We start from the raw sequence: 18255 nt of genomic DNA, 5'->3' as shown, positions 1-18255 counted from the left end.
GGAGTGGGGAATGTGGGGCTTTGTGCCCACGGCGCCACCGTAGCCGTCGACGGGCGTGGCGCTCGGGAGGTCAGACGCGGTCGATGTGCACGTTCGTCGACTTCACCCGGGCCGTCGCCTCCATGCCGACCTCCAGGCCGAGTTCCTCCACGGCCTCGCGGGTCAGCAGGGAGACCAGGCGGTGGGGACCGGCCTGGATCTCGACCTGGGCGGCCACGTCGCCGAGTTTGATCGCGGTGACGATGCCGGGGAACGCGTTGCGGACCGAGGTGTACGAGGTCTCCTCCTCGGCGCCGCCCGCCTTGGCGAGTTCGACCGAGAAGGCGGCCAGGTCCCGGCCGTCGATCAGCCGCCGTCCGCCCTCGTCGCGGTGGGTCGCCACCCGGCCGGCGTCCGCCCAGCGGCGCGCGGTGTCGGGACTGACGCCGAGCAGCCGTGCTGCCTGGCCGATGGTGTAGCTCTGCATGCGGTCACGATAGGGGCGCCGAGGAACGCGGCGGGTAAGGGGGCGTCCGGCACTGTCAGGACAGCCCCGACCGTCTGAGGACGGCCAGGGCGGTCTCGTCGTCGATCTGGTGGCCCAGCCGGAGCAGTACGTCCGTGCCCTGGCGCAGTGTGCCGCGTTCGAGGGAGCGGCGCACCCCCGTGTCCAGCTCGTGCCAGAGCAGGGGGTCTGCGTGCAGGGTGCGGGGGTCCAGTTCCAGGCGGTTGCCGTACACGTCGCGCAGGACCAGATGGCAGGAGGCGCCGCCGTACTGGTGGACGACGGCCAGGGCGTCCGTGTGGACCATGCGTCGGCGCAGTGGGCCCCGCACCGCGAGCCAGCCGGGGCCCGCCGTGACGCGCGGCGGGAGCAGCACCGTGAACACGGCGCAGGACAGGGCCAGCCACAGCAGTGCGCGTGTCACGGTCAGGGTGAGCGCGTCCCAGTCGACCAGCATGGTCATCGCGCAGAACACGACGGCGCAGCCTGCCGCCAGCCGGGCCCTGCCACGCCAGTGGCGGTCTCCGACCGGCCCCGTCGACGGTCTGCTGGTGCGCATGAGCCGACGGTAGGCCGCCACGGACCGGGCGTCGCGGCCGCTGACGGCACCCTGACGCCGCACGGTGGCATCTTGACGGGATCCTGACGCAGGCGGGCCCGTGCGGGTCGACGCCGTCAGCCCGTGTGGACCCGCGGTCGCCGTGGCCGGTCCGGTTCGGCCTCGCGCAGTACCTCGCGGGTCACCGGGGCGACCTCGCCCTGGCCGAAGAGGAAGAAGCGGAGGAAGTTGGCGAAGGGGGTGCCCTCGGTCCACTCGAAGTAGATGTGCGGGATGCATCCGGTGGAGTCGCGGGCGTGCAGGAGGAGGGCGGCCAGGGCGTTGGGGATGGAGGAGGACTCGAGGGTCAGAACGCGGTAGCGGTTGTGCAGGACCTCGCCGCGTACCTTCAGGTCCGCCTCGAACTCCGACGGGTCGACGACCGTGACCTCGACGAAGACGAAGTCCTCGCCGGGGATGTCGTTGTCCTCCCGGATCTGCTGGATCTTGTCGCGGTACTCGGCCTTGTCGCGCCGGTCGGGCTCGTTGGCGATGAACCGCATCTTCCGGCTGGCCATGTCCCGGATGAATCGTTCCGCCATGTCGTCCAGCTCGACGTTGGTGACACGCAGCTCGAAGGCGCGGGCCAGCCGGGACAGGAGCGAGACGAGAATGATCCCGGCGATGAAGCAGGCGCCGATCTTGACGCCGTCGGGGCGTTCGACGACGTTGGCGACGGTCACGTAGAGCAGGACCGCCGAGACGATGCCGAAGCCGATGGTCCAGCGGCGCTGTCCCGCGCGCCGGGCGGCGATGGTCACCGCGATGGCGGCCGAGGACATCAGCACCAGGACGCCGGTGGCGTAGGCACCGCCCTGGGCGTCGACATTGGCGTCGAAGATCCAGGTGACCAGGAAACCGATCAAAGTGAAGACGATCACCATCGGGCGGACGGCGCGGGCCCAGTGCGGGGCCATGCCGTAGCGGGGCAGGTAGCGGGGCATCAGGTTGAGAAGGCCGGCCATCGCGGAGGCCCCGGCGAACCACAGGATGGCGATGGTCGAGACGTCGTAGACCGTGCCGAAGGCGCCGCCCAGGTACTGGTGGGCCAGGTAGGCGAGGGCGCGGCCGTTGGCCGGGCCGCCGGACTTGAACTCGTTCGCCGGGATCAGCACCGTGGTGATGAAGCTGGTGACGATCAGGAAGACGCTCATGATCACGGCGGCGGCCGTGAGGAGCTTCTTAGTGTCCCGGATACGGCCCTTGGGGTTGTCCTCGGTGTCGCCGGCATCGCCCTGGACGTGTGGCATGACGGCGACGCCGGTCTCGAAGCCGGACAGTCCGAGCGCCAGCTTGGGGAAGACCAGCAGGGAGACGCCGATCATGGCGAAGACGTTGCCGTGTTGGGCGGTGAGGGCGTTGGACCAGTCGGTGACCAGGTGGCTCTCGGTGAGCACGTGCCACAGGCCGACGGCCACCACCACGGCGTTGAGCCCGAGGTAGGCCACCACCAGGGCGACCGCGACCCCGATCGCCTCCAGGAAGCCCTTGAGGAAGACCGCGCCGAGCAGGGCCACGAGGATCAGGGTGATGAGCATCTGCTTGCCGTGCAGGGTGCTCGTCAGGTGCGGGTTCTCGACCAGGTGGGTGGAGGCGTCCGCGGCCGACAGGGTGATGGTGATCAGGAAGTCGGTGGCGGCGAAGCCGAGCAGGGCCAGGACGAACAGCTTGCCCTTCCAGAACGACAGCAGCCGCTCCAGCATCGCGATCGAGCCCTCGCCGTGCGGGCTCTCCTCCGCCACCCGGCGGTAGACGGGCAGGGCGCCGGCCAAGGTCACGATCACCAGCACGACGGTCGCCACCGGGGACAGCAGGCCGGCCGCCAGGGCGGCGATGCCCGGCTGGTAGCCGAGGGTGGAGAAGTAGTCGACACCGGTCAGGCACATCACGCGGTACCAGCGCTGGCCCTCGTGCGGAGGCTCCGGCTGGGCGTGCGGGGCCTGCTGGATCCCCTTGCCCATGTCGGACAGACCCTCCAGCATCCAGGCGCGCAGGCGACTGGGAGGGTGTTCGGTCAAGGCCATCGGCGTGCTCCTGATGTGCGGGCCGGCGTGCGGTTCTGGCCATCACACGGACGGCGGCACCAGCGTAAGCGGAGAGTGACGTGAGGGCCCACGGATGAGAGGGGGCGAGGGCGTCAAGCTTGCGTTAAGACTCGCTCGTCAGGGCGTTGCAGGAGGCGGAGAAGTCGTGACGCCCAGGTTCGTGGTGGTCTGCGCCGTATGGGCGACAGGGTGCCCGGCGCGGAGGGCGGACACCCTGCGTCATGGCTGGGGGCGTCGGCGGCCCGCCCGGATGGCCCGCATCACCGCTGTGCGACGTGTTCCCGCAGCCGTGCGAAGGCGGCTGCGTGGGGCACGGTGGCGGCGACGGTGTAGGTGACGACGGTCAGCCCCGGGGCGGCGGGGATCTCCAGGGCGTCGTAGCCGAGGTCGAGGTCGCCGACCGTGGGGTGATGGAAGAGCTGTCGTCCACTGCGGTAGTACTCGACATCGTGTGCGTCCCACCGCAGCGAAGTCGGCGCTCTCGGTGGCGAGTTCGTCGACCAGGTCGACGAGTTCGGTGTTGTCCGGGGTGCGGCCGGCCTCGGCGCGCAGGCTGCCGACGGCGTCGTGGACGATGCCCGCCCAGTCGCGGTAGAAGCGCCGGGCGCGCGGGTCGAGGAAGACAAAAGCGCGGCGGCGCCGGTCAGCGCGTCGAGGACCTGCTGGACGCCGTCGCGCACGTGCACGATCCCGCCGTCGCGTTCGGCGGCACGGTGGGGGGGGCGGCCGCGGCGCGGACGAGAGCGGCCAGGTGAGCGCGCTCGACGTCGTCGAGCTGGAGCGCCGCGGCGAGACTGTCGAGGACCTCCGGGGAGACACCGCCCACGTTGCCGCGTTCCAGGCGCGTGTAGTACTCGACGCTGATCGCGGCGAGCAGGGCGACCTCCGAACGCCGCAGTCCGCTGACCTGGCGCCGCCCGCCGAAGTCGGGCAGGCCCGCCTGCCGCGGGGTGATGCGGGCCCGTCGGCTGGTCAGGAGCGGATGTCCCGGCGGACGTTGTCGGTCGGCACGGCTTCAGCCTGGGCCACGGGGCGTCCGCCGTCCGGCTTGGCCCGGTCTTGACGGAATCTTGGAGTCTGTCAGGTACACGGTCGGAACAGCGTTCGTGGTCCGGGCCGTTCAGCCTGGTGTGACGTCACCTCTCCCCGCGCGCGCGGCACCCGGCCAGAGATCGCAGCACATGGTGATCTGCGGCGACGACGGACTGACGCACCGGCTCGCCGTCGAGCTGGACGCCGTGTGCGGCGAGATCGTCACCGTTGTCCTGCCGTCGGTGGGGGACGAGCACGGCGCGCAGATCGCCGCACTGCACCACGACCCGGAGTCGCCGGTCGAACTCCAGGTCTCCGCGCGGCCCGACGAACGGGCTCTGCGGGCGGCCGGTGTCGAGCGGGCCACCGCGCTCGCCCTGATCTACCGCGACGACCAGGTCAACATGACCGCGGCCCTGCTGGCCCGTACCGTCAACCCCTCGGTCCGGCTGGTGGTGCGGATGTTCGACCGTGAGCGCGGCCGGCATCTGGAGCGGCTGCTCGACCGCGCCGCGGGGCTCAGTGAAGAGGTCGTCCGGGACACCTCGACCACCGTGCTCTCCGACGCCGACACCGCCGTACCGGAACTGGTGGCGGCCGCCGCCCTGGGGCACGGGCACACCCTCCAGATCGAGGGCAGGGTCTTCCGTGGCGTCGTACGCCCCGCCGGTACCCCGCCGCACCCCACCGACCTCGCCACCCTGGCCGTCCTGTCCGGCGCCCACCAGGACGACCCGGCGAGTCAGGACAGCGCGGAGAGTCCGGGGGAGGGCGGCATCCAGTTGCTGCCCGACGCCCGGACTGCCGACCACCGGGCCGTCACGCACGGCCGGCTGATGCTGCAGGAGGTCACCCACCCCGCCGCCGACCCGGCGGAGCGCACCCGACGTCTCCGCCCGCGCAGCTGGCTGCGGGCACGGCTCGCCCATCTCCCCTGGAAGGTCGTCCTCTCCCGCCAACTCGCCGCCGTGTATGGGGCGTTGGCGACGGTCGTCGCCGCACTGTCGACCGCGACCGCGCTGTTCGCCGACGAACACCCGTGGTGGAAGAACGTCTACCTGCCACTGCTGGACATCTTCACCATGGGCGACCCGGCGACGGAGGAGTCGGTCGCCCGCCGTTTGCTCCAACTGCTCGCCGGTTTCGTCGGGCTGGCCGTCCTCCCGCTCGTCATCGCCGCGACGGTTAACGCCACCGACGCCTTCCGTACCGCCTCGGCGAGCCACCCGCCGGGCGACGACGTGAACGGCCACATCGTCCTGGTCGGCCTGGGCATGGTCGGCACCCGGGTGCTGGCCCGGCTGCACGCCGGCGGCCACCAGGTGGTTGCCATCGAGCGCGACCCGCGTGCCCGGGGCGTCGCTCTCGCCCGCCAACTCGGCGTCCCGCTGGTCCTCGACGACGCCGGGGCCCCCGGGGTGCTTGACCTGGCGCGCGTCGAACAGAGCAGCTCGCTGCTCGTTCTGACCCGCGACGACGGCCAGAACCTCGACATCGTCATGGCGGTCCGCGAGGCCAACCCGGCCGTGCGCGTGGTGATGCGGCTCTACGACGACGCGTTCGCGGCGACGGTCCAGCGCACCCTGCGCGCCTCCTACCCCGACGCCCTCACCCGGAGCAGAAGCGTTTCCGCGCTGGCCGCGCCCTCCTTCGCCGCCGCGATGATGGGCCGCCACGTGCTGGGGGTGATGCCGGTGGAGCGGGGCTCGCTGCTGTTCACCTGCGTGGACGTGGCCGGGCACGCCGAGCTGGAGGGGCGCTCGGTGCACGAGGCGTTCCGGGAGAACGAGTGGCGGGTGCTGGCCGTCGGCGCCGCCCGTGGCCCGCTGCCCGAGCCGGCGGCCGTGGACGGCACCGACGGGCTCGGTGTCGACCGGACGGAGTTCGACTGGCGCCCGGCCGAGGGCCGGGTGCTGCGGGCCGGCGACCGGGTGGTCCTGGCGACGACGCGGCGGGGCCTGGACATCCTGCTGACGGGCGCACGGCCGCGTCCCCCGGGCCGGCGGGACTGACCGCGCGCCGCCGAGGGGCCCGGTACCGAGCTTCTCCCCTGCTCTCCGGAAGGTTCGTCGTCTCATTCGAATGTTTCGGCGTTCTTCCGGAGGAGCTGGCGTCTGGAGGGAGCCCGTATTCTCCGGGATCTCGTCAACGGTCCGCCCCTCCGTGCGGGTTGGCCGCAGATTCACCGCGTACAAGGGGTTGCCACCGTTTGGGAGCTGTCTCTAGGGTGCGGCAACAACGCATCTTTCTGGATCAACTCCGAAACTTTCGGTCCAGCGGACGGTCGTGGAACGCGCCGTCCCTACCCCAAGGAGCGCATCATGGGCGACCGGGCACTGTCCCGCCGCGGCTTCCTGGCGGCCTCCGCCGCGGCCGGTGTGGGCATGACGGCACTGAGCGGCTGCGGCGGAGGCTCGGGCGGGTCGTCGTCGGACGGGACGACCACGATCGAATGGTGGAACATCTCCACCACCCAGCCCACGAAGACCGTCTGGGCGGGCCTGGCCAAGAAGTTCGAGGCCCAGAACCCCAAGGTCAAGCTGAAGATCGTCCAGCTCGAGAACGACGCCTACAAATCCAAGATGACGGCGCTGACCGCCTCCGGGAAGCTGCCGGACATCTTCCACACCTGGGGTGGCGGCGTCCTCAAGCAGCAGATCGACGCCGGGCTCGTCGAGGACCTCAGCGACCGGACCAAGCCATGGTCCGACGGGCTGATGTCGGTGGCCAGGCAGCCGTACATCTTCGACAAGAAGCTGTACGGCGTCCCGTTCGACATCGGCATGATCGGCTTCTGGTACAACAAGGCGCTCTTCCAGCAGGCCGGCATCAGCACGCCGCCCACCACCTGGAGCGGCTTCCTCGACGCGGTGCAGAAGCTCAAGGCGAAGAACATCACGCCGATCGCCCTGGCCGGCAAGGAGAAGTGGCCCGAGATGTACTACTGGGCCTACCTCGCCATGCGCACCGCCGGCATCACCGCGCTCCAGAAGGCCAGCGATGCCAAGGACTTCAGCGACCCCGGGCTGGTCCAGGCCGGAGCGCACCTCCAGGACCTGGTCAAGCTCCAGCCGTTCCAGAAGGGGTTCCTCGGCGCCTCGTACTCCACCCCGACCGGTCAGGCCGCCACCATGGGCAACGGCAAGGCGGCCATGGAGCTGATGGGGCAGTGGGCCCCGGTCGTCGAGGCCGACTCCGGCAAGGGGCTGGGCTCGAACCTCGGCTTCTTCCCCTTCCCGGCGGTCGAGGGCGGAAAGGGCTCGATCACCGAGGTGTTCGGCGGTGGCGGCGGGCACGCGCTGCGCAAGGGCGCCCCGCAGGCGGCCGTCGACTTCCTGAAGTTCTTCGCCTCCGAGGCAACCGACCTCGAACTGGTCAAGAAGACCAACACCCTGCCGATCGTCCCCGGTGCCGAGAAGGCGCTCTCCGACCCCAACACCAAGGCGGTGCAGGCCCAGTTGAAGGGCGCCACCGGCTTCCAGCTCTACCTCGACCAGGCGTACGCGCCCGCCGTCGGCCAGGAGGTCAACGACAGCGTCTCCGCGCTGATCGCCGGCTCCAAGTCGCCCGAGCAGGTCACGCAGTCCATCACCAAGGCCGCGAAGGAAGCGTAGTAGCCGGCGATGACCTCCACCTTTCTCCCGGACGAACGGACGGGCCCCGACGTCGCCCTGACCTCCCCGGCCGCGCGCCCGGGGAGGGGACGGGCGCGTCGGCGGCTGGTCAACTGGCTCACCGCGGTGGGCTTCCAGGTGCCCGCGCTGGTGCTGTTCATCGGCCTGGTGCTGCTGCCGATGCTGTTCGCGCTGTACACCGCCTTCTTCCACTGGGGCGGCTTCGGCATGCCCTCCGACTACGCCGGCACGGACAACTTCACCCGGCTCTTCCAGGACGGCGTCTTCCTCGGCGACCTGTGGCGCTGTCTGCTCCTGGTCGGCCTTTCACTCGCCCTGCAACTGCCGTTCGCGCTCGCCATGGCGGTGGCGCTCAACCAGCGGCTGCGCGGGCGGGCCGTCTACCGGATGCTGTTCTTCGCCCCGTACGTCCTGTCCGAGGCCATCACCGGCGTCCTGTTCAGCATGGTCTTCGCCCCGGGCGACGGGCTCGCCGACCACGCCCTGAAGGCCGTCGGTCTCGGAGGGATCGGCGGGGAGTGGTTCGCCGACCCCTCCTACGTCATGGCGACGCTCTTCCTGGTCATGACCTGGAAGTACTTCGGCTTCCACATGATGTTGTACCTCGCCGGACTCCAGGCCATCCCGGCCGAGTTGACGGAGGCCGCGCTGATCGACGGAGCGGGGCCCTGGCAGCGCTTCCGCAACGTCACCCTGCCGCTGCTCGCGCCCACCCTGCGCATCAGCGTCTTCCTGTCCGTCATCGGGGCGATCCAGCTCTTCGACCTGGTCTGGGTGATCACCCAGGGCGGGCCCGACCACCACTCCGAGACGATGGCAGTGACCATGTTCCAGTACGGCTTCAAGCGCTACCAGGTCGGCTACGCCAGCGCGATCAGCGTGGTCATGTTCGGCATCTGCCTCGTCTTCGCCCTCGTCTACCAGCGGTTCGTGCTCCGCCGCGACCTCGAAGGGGCCACCACGAACATGAGGGGAGACGGCAAGTGAGGACCCTGCGCAAACTGCCGCTGCACGTCGTCCTGGTCGCGGCCGGCGCGGTGATCGTCGTACCGCTGCTGTACGCGGTGCTGTCCGGCTTCAAGTCGACCGACGAGCTGTCCCGCAACCCCTTCGGGCTGCCCGAGCACTGGCTGACCGGGAACTACACCGGCATCCTCGGCTCCGGTGACTTCTGGCGGCTGCTCGGCAACAGCACGCTGGTGGCGGTGGCGACGACGGTGCTCGTGGTCGCCGTGTCCGCGCTCGCGGCCTTCTCCTTCGCGCGGTTCGCGTTCCGGGGCCGGGAGGTACTGTTCACCTTCTTCACCATGGGGCTGATGTTCCCCTTCGCGGTGGCCGTGCTGCCGCTGTTCCTGATCCTTCGGTACCTGGGCCTGCTGGACAATCCGCTCGGCGTGATCCTCCCGCAGGCGGCCTTCGGGCTGCCGATGACCATCATCATCCTGCGGGGCTTCTTCCGGCAGATCCCGGGAGAGCTGGAGGAGGCGGCCACGCTGGACGGGTGCAGCGCCTTCGGGTTCTTCTGGCGGGTGCTGCTGCCCATGGCGCGGCCGGCGCTCGGCACGGTCTCGGTCCTCGCCGTCGTCGCCAGCTGGAACAACTTCATGCTGCCGCTGCTGGTGTTCACCGACTCCAAGTGGTGGACGCTGCCCCTCGGCGTCGTGCAGTTCCAGGGGCAGTACTCGGCGGAGTACGCGCGCGTCTTCGCCTACCTCGTCCTGGCGATGGTCCCCGCCCTCGCCCTCTACTCGGTCGCCGAGCGCCAGCTCGTCGGCGGCCTCACCGCCGGCGCCACGAAGGGATGACGCGCGCCCGCGGACGTACGGCCCCGCACCCCACACCGTGAGGAGTCGCACCATGCGCAAGACCACCCGTCTCAGACTCACCGGCGTCCTCGCCGCCGCCCTGGTGGCGGCCGGCCTCGCCACCGGTCCGTCGGCCCAGGCGAGCCCGAAGCAGCCGACGCTGGCCGAGCTGGCCCACCGCCACGGCCGCTACTTCGGCAGCGCCACTGACAACCCCGAACTCACCGACAGCGCCTACACGGCCCTGCTCGGCAAGGAGTTCGACATGATCACGCCCGGCAACGGCATGAAGTGGTACGCCACCGAGCCGCAGCAGGGTGTCTTCGACTGGACCAACGGCGACCAGATCGTGAACCTCGCCCGCAAGCACCACCAGCGGGTGCGCGCCCACACCCTGGTCTGGCACAACCAGCTCCCCAGCTGGCTCACCGGGCGCGACTGGACGCCCGACGAGCTGCGGGCGGTGCTGAAGAACCACATCCAGACCGAGGTACGGCACTACCGTGGCAAGGTCTACTCCTGGGACGTGGTCAACGAGGCGTTCAACGAGGACGGCACCTACCGGCAGACCCTCTGGTACAAGACCCTCGGTCCCGGTTACATCGCCGACGCCCTGCGCTGGGCCCACCAGGCCGACCGGCACGCCAAGCTGTACCTGAACGACTACAACATCGAGGCGGTCGGCCCCAAGTCGGACGCCTACTACCAGCTGGCCCAGGCTCTCAGGGCACAGCACGTCCCGCTGAACGGCATCGGCCTGCAGACCCACCTGGCCCTCCAGTACGGCTATCCGACCACCCTGCCGGACAACCTCCGCCGCTTCGCCCGCCTCGGCCTCGACACCGCGCTCACCGAGGTCGACGTACGGATGATCCTGCCGGCGACCGACGAGAAGCTGGCCCAGCAGGCCGACTGGTACCGGGACCTGACCTCGGCGTGCCTGGCGGTCCGCCGGTGCGTGGGCATCACGATCTGGGACTACACCGACAAGTACTCCTGGATCCCGGACGTCTTCTCCGGCGAGGGAGCAGCTCTCCCCTGGGACGAGCGACTGCAGCCGAAACCGGCGTACTTCGCCATCAGGCAGGCGCTGGGAGGCAAGCAGAAGGGCTGACCGGGGTACCCGAGAACGCCCCGGCGGCGCAGTGGGGAGTGCCGCCGGGGTCCTGGCACCCCCGGTCAGGGCGCCGGGGGTGCCGTGCTCGCCCGCACCACGAGCTCGGTGCCGAGTTCGACGCGCGGCGAGTCCGGCTGTTCGTCCCGGGCCAGGCGCAGGGCCGTGCGGACGGCCAGCTTGCCCATGTCGGCGAGCGGCTGGCGGACCGTGGTCAGGGGCGGGGCCGACCAGCGGACCTCGGGCAGATCGTCGAAGCCGACCACGCTCATGTCCTCCGGCACCCGGCGGCCGCGCCGGCGCAGCGCCTCGATCGCGCCGAGGGCCATCTGGTCACTGGCGGCGAACAGGGCGGTCGGCGGTTCGGGCAGGTCCAGCAGGGTGTTGCAACCCCGGAAGCCCGACTCGGGGTGAAAGTCGCCGGGGACGACGAGGCAGGCGTCGAGGGCGACGCCGGCGCCCTCCAGGGCCGCGCGGTAGCCGTCGAGACGGGCGCGTGAGCACAAAAGCCGGGGCGGGCCGGCGATCAGGCCGATCCTGCGGTGGCCGAGGGACAGCAGATGCTCGGTGGCCGCCATGCCGCCGGACCAGTTGGCGGCGCCGATCGTCGGGACGTCGAGCGCGGGGGAGCCGGCCGGGTCGACGACCACCAGCGGGACGCCGAGCGCCCGCAACTCCTCGTGCAGCAGCGGCTCCAGTGCCGAGGTGACGAGGATGACGCCGTCGGAGGCGCGGGCCCTGAGGTTGCGCATCCATTCGCGGGCGTCGCCGGAGCGTCCGTGGATCGCCGACACCACCGTGCCCACGCCGGCCGCGTGCGCGACCTCCTCCACCCCCCGGATGATCTCCACCGCCCAGGGACTGTCCAGGTCGTTGAAGACGAGGTCGAGCAGCGTGGCACCGGAGGATGCGGTGGCCCGCTTGCGGTAGCCGTGCCTCAGCAGCAGGTCCTCCACCCGGGCCCGGGTCGTCGGCGACACGTCGGACCGGCCGTTGACCACCCGGGACACGGTCGGCACCGAGACCCCGGCCTGCCGGGCGATCTCGGTGATCGTGACCCTGCCCCGGCCCTCGGGCGCCCCCTCGACCCCGGCCCCGTCTGCTGCCAACTCCGCCACCTCCGTGGACGCCTGCCGCGAAACTTCCAGAAGTCTTCCGGAAAACGGCCGTCCATGGGAAGGGAGATCACCGCCGGACACGCGTCGGGGCCGGCTCGCGGTTCACGCCCGCGACCGGCCCCCGGATTCCACCGGACGGCTCGGTTCCCCGTCCGGGTCGCCTCAGGCGGCGGTCATCACCTGGCTGCGGTGCGGGGCGATGATCTGGCCGTCGGGCAGGAGCTCACCGGTGTCCTCGAAGAGCAGAACGCCGTTGCACAGCAGGCTCCATCCCTGCTCCGGGTGGTGCGCCACGAGTCGGGCGGATTCCCGGTCGGCGGAGTCTGCTGAAGGGCACGGTGGCTGGTGCTGGCACATTGGTGGGATCTTTCGCTGGGTCGTGGTGGGTGAGATCGCTGTCGTGGCCGTGCTGCGGCGTGACGAGTCGTCCATGGCCGCCCCCCGTTGTGATAAGTCGGTCCAGACCTAGTGTTGCCCTACGGACGTCGTTCTGCAGGCATTTCGTCGCACGACTTCTTCACAGGTTGATGACGCTCCACCCGCGCGGACGGTTCACTCCAACTGCACTGTCCCTTCGGGTGGTTCGCGGTGGTCGGATGGGGCTAGTCCGTCCCGCCCGAAGGTGTCTCCCCTGCTCTTCCGCGCGCACGATTGCTCGGAGGAGCGGAACCTGGCCTCGAACGCCCTCGGGCCCCGCCATCGCATCGCGGATGGCGGGGCCCGAGGGCGTTCGAGGGCTGGAACGTCAGGCGATCTGGCCGAGCAGCGGGACGGCAGTCACCCGATGGGTCAGGACCGGGAGCAGTTCGGCGACGCGGAGCGGGCGGTGGGCCGCGATGCCCGGCGGTGCCGGCGCCAGCGGGACGAGCAGGTCCGTGGCGGCCGGGTGGCCGGTGGCGGCGTCGGCGGCGCAGTCGCCGTGCAGCCAGAGCGTGAGCATGTACAGGCTCGGCACCGACAGCAGACGCGGCTGGTAGGACTGTTTCATCGTCTCGGCCTGACGCAGGGCGAGCTCGGTCGAGGCGATGTAGGGGCCTTCGAAGAAGTGCGAGAAGGCCCAGCCGTCGGGGGTCAGCATGGTCTCGGCCGCGGCCACCGCGCGGTCCCCGCAGCGGATCAGGAAACGCCAGCCGGCGAGCCGGGTGGCGGAGGCGCCGGCCGGGGTGAGCCGGTCCAGGACGTGTACCGGAAGCGGGAGGTCGGGCGTGGCGGGCCCTTGGGCGCGCAGCAGGGAGGGTGTGCGGGCCTCGCGGACCGCGGTGGGCGAACCGAGTGCGGTGAGGACGGTGCGAAGGGCGGGCGCGGGAGCCGGGGGGACATGCAGCGGCATGGTGGGTCGCCTCTCATTCGACAGGCACGGTGGCGCGAGGGCGGGGGCGGACGGCGCTGTCTGCTCACGAGGCGAGAGTGTCGGATGCCCGGGTCTGGGAACGAGGAGTGTGGGTGAGGCCTGCCGCACGTCACCTCGACGGCAGGTTCCATGACCAGGGGCGCCAACCCTCTGCCTGTTCGCGGAGTTTATACGACATATGTTCAGACCGTGTTTCGTCTAGCCGTTTCCGGAGCACCCGGCAAGGGTGTATCCGGTCGGCGATGCGCGGGAATCATCCCGTTTCCGCTCCGGCCTTGCGGCGGTGACCTCGGACAATACGCGAGGAGCGGTCGGCCAATTCTCGTCGGCGTTTTTCACGAGTTCGTTGCCGGCGCGAAACTGCGCCGTGCTTCATGCCCGGTGAATGTGCCGCCGGTCACGTGTGACCAGAGTAGCGCCCGGCGAGCGGCAGTGGGGACGTTATCGATCGCCGAGGCTGGGCATCATCCCACGTGACCCGAGACCGGCGGCCGATCTTCGAGCCGCTCACGCGAGGAGGGACGGTTCGATGGGGGAGAAGGTCGTGGCAGGTCGGATCGACCTCTCCGATCGGCAGCTTTACCGCGACAAGCTCCGCAGGTGTCTGACGGGGCTGGAGCGGCTGCTGGACGAGAAGCGGTTCGATCGACCCAGGAACCTCATGGGGCTGGAGATCGAATTGAATCTGACCGGCGCCGACGGCATGCCGAAAATGCTCAATGCGCAGGTCCTCGAACGCATCGCGAGCCGAGATTTCCAAACAGAACTCGCCATGTTCAATCTGGAAGTCAACATAGCCCCACACCCTTTGGGTGGGCGGGTATTCGACCGGCTCGCGGAGGAACTCCGGACCTCCCTGGCATATGCCGAGCGAAAAGCCGGCGAGGTCGACGCCGGAATCGTGATGATCGGCATTCTGCCCACCCTCGACCGGGACGACCTGGTGTCCTCCAACCTTTCCGCGGTCGACCGCTACGCCCTGCTCAACGACCAGATCGTGGCCGCCCGCGGCGAGGACTTCGCGCTCGACATCGACGGCGTCGAACGGCTCAGCTGTACGTCGAAGTCCATAGCCCCGGAGGCCGCCTGCACCTCCGTGCAACTGCACCTCCAGGTCACCCCGGCCCGCTTCGCCGCCGTATGGAACGCCGCGCAGGCCGTCAGCGCCGCGCAGATCGCCGTGGGCGCCAACTCGCCGTTCCTGTTCGGCCGGGAGCTGTGGCGCGAGTCCCGGCCCCCCCTGTTCCAGCAGTCCACCGACACCCGCCCGCCCGAGCTGCAGGCCCAGGGCGTGCGGCCGCGCACCTGGTTCGGGGAGCGCTGGATCTCCTCCGCGCACGATCTCTTCGAGGAGAACCTGCGCTTCTTCCCCGCCCTGCTGCCGATCTGCGACGAGGAGGAGCCGCTCGAGGTCCTGGACGCGGGCGGCATCCCCAGGCTGCACGAACTCGTTCTGCACAACGGCACGGTCTACCGCTGGAACCGCCCGGTCTACGGCATCGCCGACGGCGTACCGCACCTGCGCGTCGAGAACCGCGTCCTGCCGGCCGGCCCCACCGTCACGGACGTCATCGCCAACGCTGCTTTCTACTACGGACTGGTCCGCGCCCTCGCCGAGGAGCCGCGGCCGGTGTGGACCAGGCTGCCGTTCGAGGCGGCCGCCGCCAACTTCGACGCCGCCTGCAGGCACGGCATCGAGGCCCGCCTCCAGTGGCCGCGCCGCGGCCGGTACGGCGGGACGGCCGAGGCCGACGCGGTGACCCTGGTGCGCGAGGAACTGCTGCCGCTCGCCGCGGCCGGCCTCGACGCGTGGGGGGTGGAACCCGCCGACCGGGACCTCTACCTCGGGGTGATCGAGGAGCGGTGCCGGCGCCGCGTCAACGGCGCGACATGGCAGGCGGCGACCTTCCACCGGGCCCTGGAGGCCGGCATGGCGCGGGACGCCGCGCTGGCGGCCACCACCCGCAGGTACCGCGAGCTCATGCACCAGGGGGAGCCGGTGCACACCTGGCCGGTGGGCATGCCGGAGCCCGTGCCGCTCGGATGAGGGTCAGTCCCGGGCGCCGCCCTGGGCTCCCGCCGCGACGATCGCCTTCAGCATCACCGACTGGATCTGCGACGGGTCGCCGACCGACTGGCCCGAGCCGCCGGTCGCCCGGGCGATCTCCTGCGCCTCCTCCTGGTCGGCGTCGGGACCCACGGCGATCACGATGAGCGGCACCGGACGCTCGGGGTCGGTGAGCTTCTGCAGTTCGGTGATGAGCTGGGAACGGGAGATGCTGCCGGGGTCCTGGTTCACCCCGTCGGTGAGGACGACCAGGGCGTTGAACTTCCCTTTGACGTACGACCCGGTGGCCGCCCGGTAGGCGGCGAGCATGGTGTCGTACAGACCGGTCGCCCCGTCCTGCACCGGCTTCAGGGCGGTGAAGGCCGCCGACAGCCTGTCCCGTACGGTGCCGCCGCCCTTGCGGTCGCCGAGGCGCTCGGTCGGGACCAGGACGCGGTAGTCCTTGTCGCCTTCCAGCCTGGTGGAGAACTCCCACAGCCCGATCTCGTCCTCGGGCGTGAAGGTGGCCAGCGCCCGCAGCAGCGACGCCTTGGTCACGTCCATCCGGGACCGGCCCGACGTCGACACGAGCTGCGCCATGGACGAGGACGCGTCCACGACCGTGGTGATCCGGGCGCTCTGCACGGTGATGGTCCAGGTGCCGAGGGCCTCCTGCAGCGCCGTGTCCGAGGCCGGCTGCGGAGAGTCGGCGTCGTAGGGCTGCGGGCTGCTGCCGCCGGCCCCCGCGACCACCGCACGCGGCGCCGAGTCGTCCTCGGCGGTGCGGAAGCCGTACTTCTGCAGCAGGCGCAGCTGCTCCGACTGGCGCAGGTAGTTCATGAACCGCAGCGCGGCCCGGCTCTGGTCCGTGGTGGGCTGGTCGACCAACGTGTACGGGTAGTCCAGCTCGGGCGAACCGTCCTTCGGGTAGAACATGTCCAGGTCGCCGCCGCTGTGCGCCGACGCGTTGTGGCTGTACGCGGCCTGCTCGGTGAGGATCAGCGCCTCGTTCCGCCTCGGGTTGCCCAGCTCGGTGCCCGAGGAGTCGCGGGGCAGGGTGTCGACGACCTGGCTGTCGCTGTCCGAGGTCCGCTGCGACAGCGTCTTCATCATCGCCGCCGCCTCGGTGTCCCCGCCCTTGATCCCGGACGCGGCCGTGGTCAGCCGGGTCAGGGCGAGCAGCCCGGTGGCGCTGCGCGCGGGATCGGCCGCGCCGAGCCGGAGCGAACCGCCCCGCAGCGCCGGCCAGCTCCAGCCAGCCGTACGTCTTCTCCGGCCAGCCCAGCGACTTCGCGGCCGTGGGCACCACGGCCACCCCGACCGGCGTCGAGGCGACCGCGCCCGCCGGGGTCAGATCGGTGGCCGCGCTGTTCGCGGTGACCCGCTCGATCCACAGATCGGAGTCCGTCACCCACACCTGCGCGTCGGTCTTCCCGCCCGTCCGCAGCCTGTCCGCGACCTTGTACGAGTCCTCGGCGGTCACCGAGACCGCGACGCACCGGCCGTCGGAGGTGATCCCGCTGCCCCGGGCCCGCTGGGCCGCGGCCGTCAGCTCGGGGGCGATGTCCGGGGAGGCGACGAGCTTCAGCCGCACGGGGTGGTCCTGACAGGACGAGCCGAAGGAGAGCAGCCCACTCTTGACGGCACCCGCCGTGCCGCCGGCGACGGTCAGGACGAGGACCGCCGCGATGGCCGTCGTGCGGCGACGCGCGCGTGGACGGGGGTCGCTCGCGCCCGCCCCATACTGATCGGGCAAGCTGTGACGTCCCATGACGGTGGTGTCCCTCCCCGGTGAACCTCGTGCCGGAATCCGGCCGTAAGCCATGACAAGGGGAGGTACGCCCCGTACGGCGTCCGTCCCCCCGACGGCCTGTCGCGCACGATCTTCGTAACTTCTTTCGAGACCCTAGCGGGGCGCCGATGGGGATGAGGCGGGATTACTGAATTGGAGTCAGGAGTGCAGGCAGAGACGGGTGCGGTGGCCGATTCTTTTCCGCCGCAGCGGCTCTCGCGACGGATCTTCCGTGACGAGACACTGCTCGTTCTGGGGCTTTCGCTCGGTGCGAGTGGTGTGTCCGCCCTGATCAGTTTTGTCGGATCGGTCACGAAACCCGGCGGGCTCAAGAACCAGGCGGCGACGATGAACGCCTCGGCCGCACCGGGCCGCCCCTGGCTTGATCTCGCCTGGCAGCTGTTCGGGATCGCCACCGCTCTGGTGCCGGTCGTGCTCGTCGCCCATCTGCTGCTGCGCGAGGGCGGGAGCCTGCGCAGCATCGGGTTCGACCGCACCCGCCCCTGGCCCGACCTCGCCCGCGGCGCCGCGATCGCGGCGGTGATCGGCAGCACGGGAATCGCCTTCTACCTGGCCGCACGGGGCCTGGGCGCCAACCTCACCGTGGTGCCGGAGGCCCTGCCGTCCGTCTGGTGGAAGTACCCCGTGCTGATCCTCTCGGCGATCCAGAACGCCGTCCTCGAGGAGGTCATCGTCGTCGGCTACCTGCTGCGCCGGCTGGGGCAGCTGGGCTGGACACCGGCGACCGCGCTGGTGGCCAGTTCCGTACTGCGCGGTAGCTACCACCTCTACCAGGGCATCGGCGGCTTCCTCGGCAACATGGTGATGGGCGTGGTGTTCGTCTACCTCTACCGCCGCTGGGGCCGCGTGGGCCCCCTGGTGGTGGCGCATTCCCTGCTCGACATCGGCGCCTTCGTCGGCTACGCGCTGCTGGCCGGGAAGGTGGGCTGGCTGCCCACTGCCTAGTGCCGCGGCAGGCAACGTTCGCCCCGTCGCGACGCCCGGCACGTCCTCTCGCCGCACCGGCCGAAACCCCAAGGACGTCCGGTCCATCAACGGCGTCTTCCGCCCGGCACGCCGAGAGGACGCTCCCCCACTCTCGACTTCGCTCGAGCGGGAGGGGCCCCCACGACGCCGCTCCTACTGACCTTTTCGGGTTGCGTTCGGGTGGTGACGTTGGGTGATCCATGCGGTATGCCGGTGTTATGCGGTACGCGGATGGTGGGGGCCTGAC

The 18255-nt window shown here is 70.6% G+C and carries 14 protein-coding genes and 2 pseudogenes; 7 read left to right on the top strand and 9 right to left on the bottom strand.

Translation table 11 applies throughout. The features are described from left to right. Positions 1 to 70 precede the first annotated feature (70 nt). The 5 genes and pseudogenes from ACIRVK_RS40860 to ACIRVK_RS40840 form a co-directional block, all read right to left on the bottom strand. Complete coding sequence (locus ACIRVK_RS40860; RefSeq protein WP_404256450.1) at positions 71 to 466, bottom strand: molybdopterin-binding protein; 396 nt, start codon at positions 464 to 466, stop codon at positions 71 to 73. Between the two features lie 55 nt (positions 467 to 521). Next, entirely contained in the window at positions 522 to 1043 is a 522-nt protein-coding gene (locus ACIRVK_RS40855; RefSeq protein ID WP_404256448.1) for a hypothetical protein, read from the bottom strand. A 116-nt stretch (positions 1044 to 1159) separates the two neighbouring features. Further along, entirely contained in the window at positions 1160 to 3106 is a 1947-nt protein-coding gene (locus ACIRVK_RS40850; protein WP_404256446.1) for an APC family permease, read from the bottom strand. Between the two features lie 281 nt (positions 3107 to 3387). Continuing rightward, positions 3388 to 3703 (bottom strand): annotated as a pseudogene (locus ACIRVK_RS40845) (hypothetical protein). Between the two features lie 67 nt (positions 3704 to 3770). Then, positions 3771 to 3992 (bottom strand): helix-turn-helix domain-containing protein, encoded by a 222-nt coding sequence (locus ACIRVK_RS40840; RefSeq protein WP_404256474.1) that lies wholly within the window; start codon positions 3990 to 3992, stop codon positions 3771 to 3773. A 316-nt stretch (positions 3993 to 4308) separates the two neighbouring features. Between ACIRVK_RS40840 and ACIRVK_RS40835 the strand changes: the two genes are divergently transcribed. The 5 genes from ACIRVK_RS40835 (at position 4309) to ACIRVK_RS40815 (ending at position 10713) form a co-directional block, all read left to right on the top strand. Further along, positions 4309 to 6171, top strand: a complete 1863-nt coding sequence (locus ACIRVK_RS40835; RefSeq protein WP_404256444.1) for an NAD-binding protein — start codon at positions 4309 to 4311, stop codon at positions 6169 to 6171. Between the two features lie 309 nt (positions 6172 to 6480). Further along, complete coding sequence (locus tag ACIRVK_RS40830; RefSeq protein ID WP_404256442.1) at positions 6481 to 7773, top strand: extracellular solute-binding protein; 1293 nt, start codon at positions 6481 to 6483, stop codon at positions 7771 to 7773. Positions 7774 to 7782: 9 nt separating this feature from the next. Beyond that, positions 7783 to 8781, top strand: a complete 999-nt coding sequence (locus ACIRVK_RS40825) for a carbohydrate ABC transporter permease (RefSeq protein WP_404256440.1) — start codon at positions 7783 to 7785, stop codon at positions 8779 to 8781. Next, a complete protein-coding gene (locus ACIRVK_RS40820; protein WP_404256438.1) occupies positions 8778 to 9599 on the top strand; it encodes a carbohydrate ABC transporter permease in 822 nt (273 codons plus the stop codon). The genes ACIRVK_RS40825 and ACIRVK_RS40820 overlap by 4 nt, the downstream gene beginning before the upstream one ends. Before the next feature lie 52 nt (positions 9600 to 9651). Continuing rightward, a complete protein-coding gene (locus tag ACIRVK_RS40815) occupies positions 9652 to 10713 on the top strand; it encodes an endo-1,4-beta-xylanase (protein ID WP_404256436.1) in 1062 nt (353 codons plus the stop codon). 65 nt (positions 10714 to 10778) lie between these two features. On the opposite strand, the gene ACIRVK_RS40810 is transcribed toward ACIRVK_RS40815, so the two are convergent. From ACIRVK_RS40810 to ACIRVK_RS40800, 3 genes are all read right to left on the bottom strand, one after another. Next, positions 10779 to 11822, bottom strand: coding sequence for a LacI family DNA-binding transcriptional regulator (locus ACIRVK_RS40810; protein ID WP_404256434.1), 1044 nt, complete (start codon positions 11820 to 11822; stop codon positions 10779 to 10781). A gap of 171 nt (positions 11823 to 11993) precedes the next feature. Then, positions 11994 to 12188 carry a DUF5999 family protein gene (locus ACIRVK_RS40805; RefSeq protein WP_133047485.1) on the bottom strand — a complete coding sequence of 65 codons (195 nt, stop codon included), beginning with the start codon at positions 12186 to 12188 and terminating at the stop codon, positions 11994 to 11996. A 388-nt stretch (positions 12189 to 12576) separates the two neighbouring features. After that, the gene (locus tag ACIRVK_RS40800) at positions 12577 to 13161 is read right to left on the bottom strand and encodes a hypothetical protein (protein ID WP_404256432.1); all 585 of its coding nucleotides are present in this window, start codon (positions 13159 to 13161) and stop codon (positions 12577 to 12579) included. Between the two features lie 550 nt (positions 13162 to 13711). On the opposite strand from ACIRVK_RS40800, the gene ACIRVK_RS40795 reads away from it, so the two are divergent. After that, positions 13712 to 15229 (top strand): glutamate--cysteine ligase, encoded by a 1518-nt coding sequence (locus tag ACIRVK_RS40795; protein WP_404256430.1) that lies wholly within the window; start codon positions 13712 to 13714, stop codon positions 15227 to 15229. A 3-nt stretch (positions 15230 to 15232) separates the two neighbouring features. Here the strand turns inward: ACIRVK_RS40795 and ACIRVK_RS40790 are convergent. Beyond that, positions 15233 to 17000, bottom strand: a pseudogene (locus tag ACIRVK_RS40790) (substrate-binding and VWA domain-containing protein). A 186-nt stretch (positions 17001 to 17186) separates the two neighbouring features. On the opposite strand from ACIRVK_RS40790, the gene ACIRVK_RS40785 reads away from it, so the two are divergent. Beyond that, entirely contained in the window at positions 17187 to 17987 is an 801-nt protein-coding gene (locus tag ACIRVK_RS40785; RefSeq protein ID WP_404256428.1) for a CPBP family intramembrane glutamic endopeptidase, read from the top strand. Positions 17988 to 18255 lie beyond the last annotated feature (268 nt).

Source organism: Streptomyces sp. NPDC101152 (genome assembly GCF_044768275.1).
GTDB lineage: Bacteria > Actinomycetota > Actinomycetes > Streptomycetales > Streptomycetaceae > Streptomyces.
The sequence above is the reverse complement of the archived record's forward strand: the minus strand, read 5'-3'. Positions and strand labels throughout refer to the sequence as shown.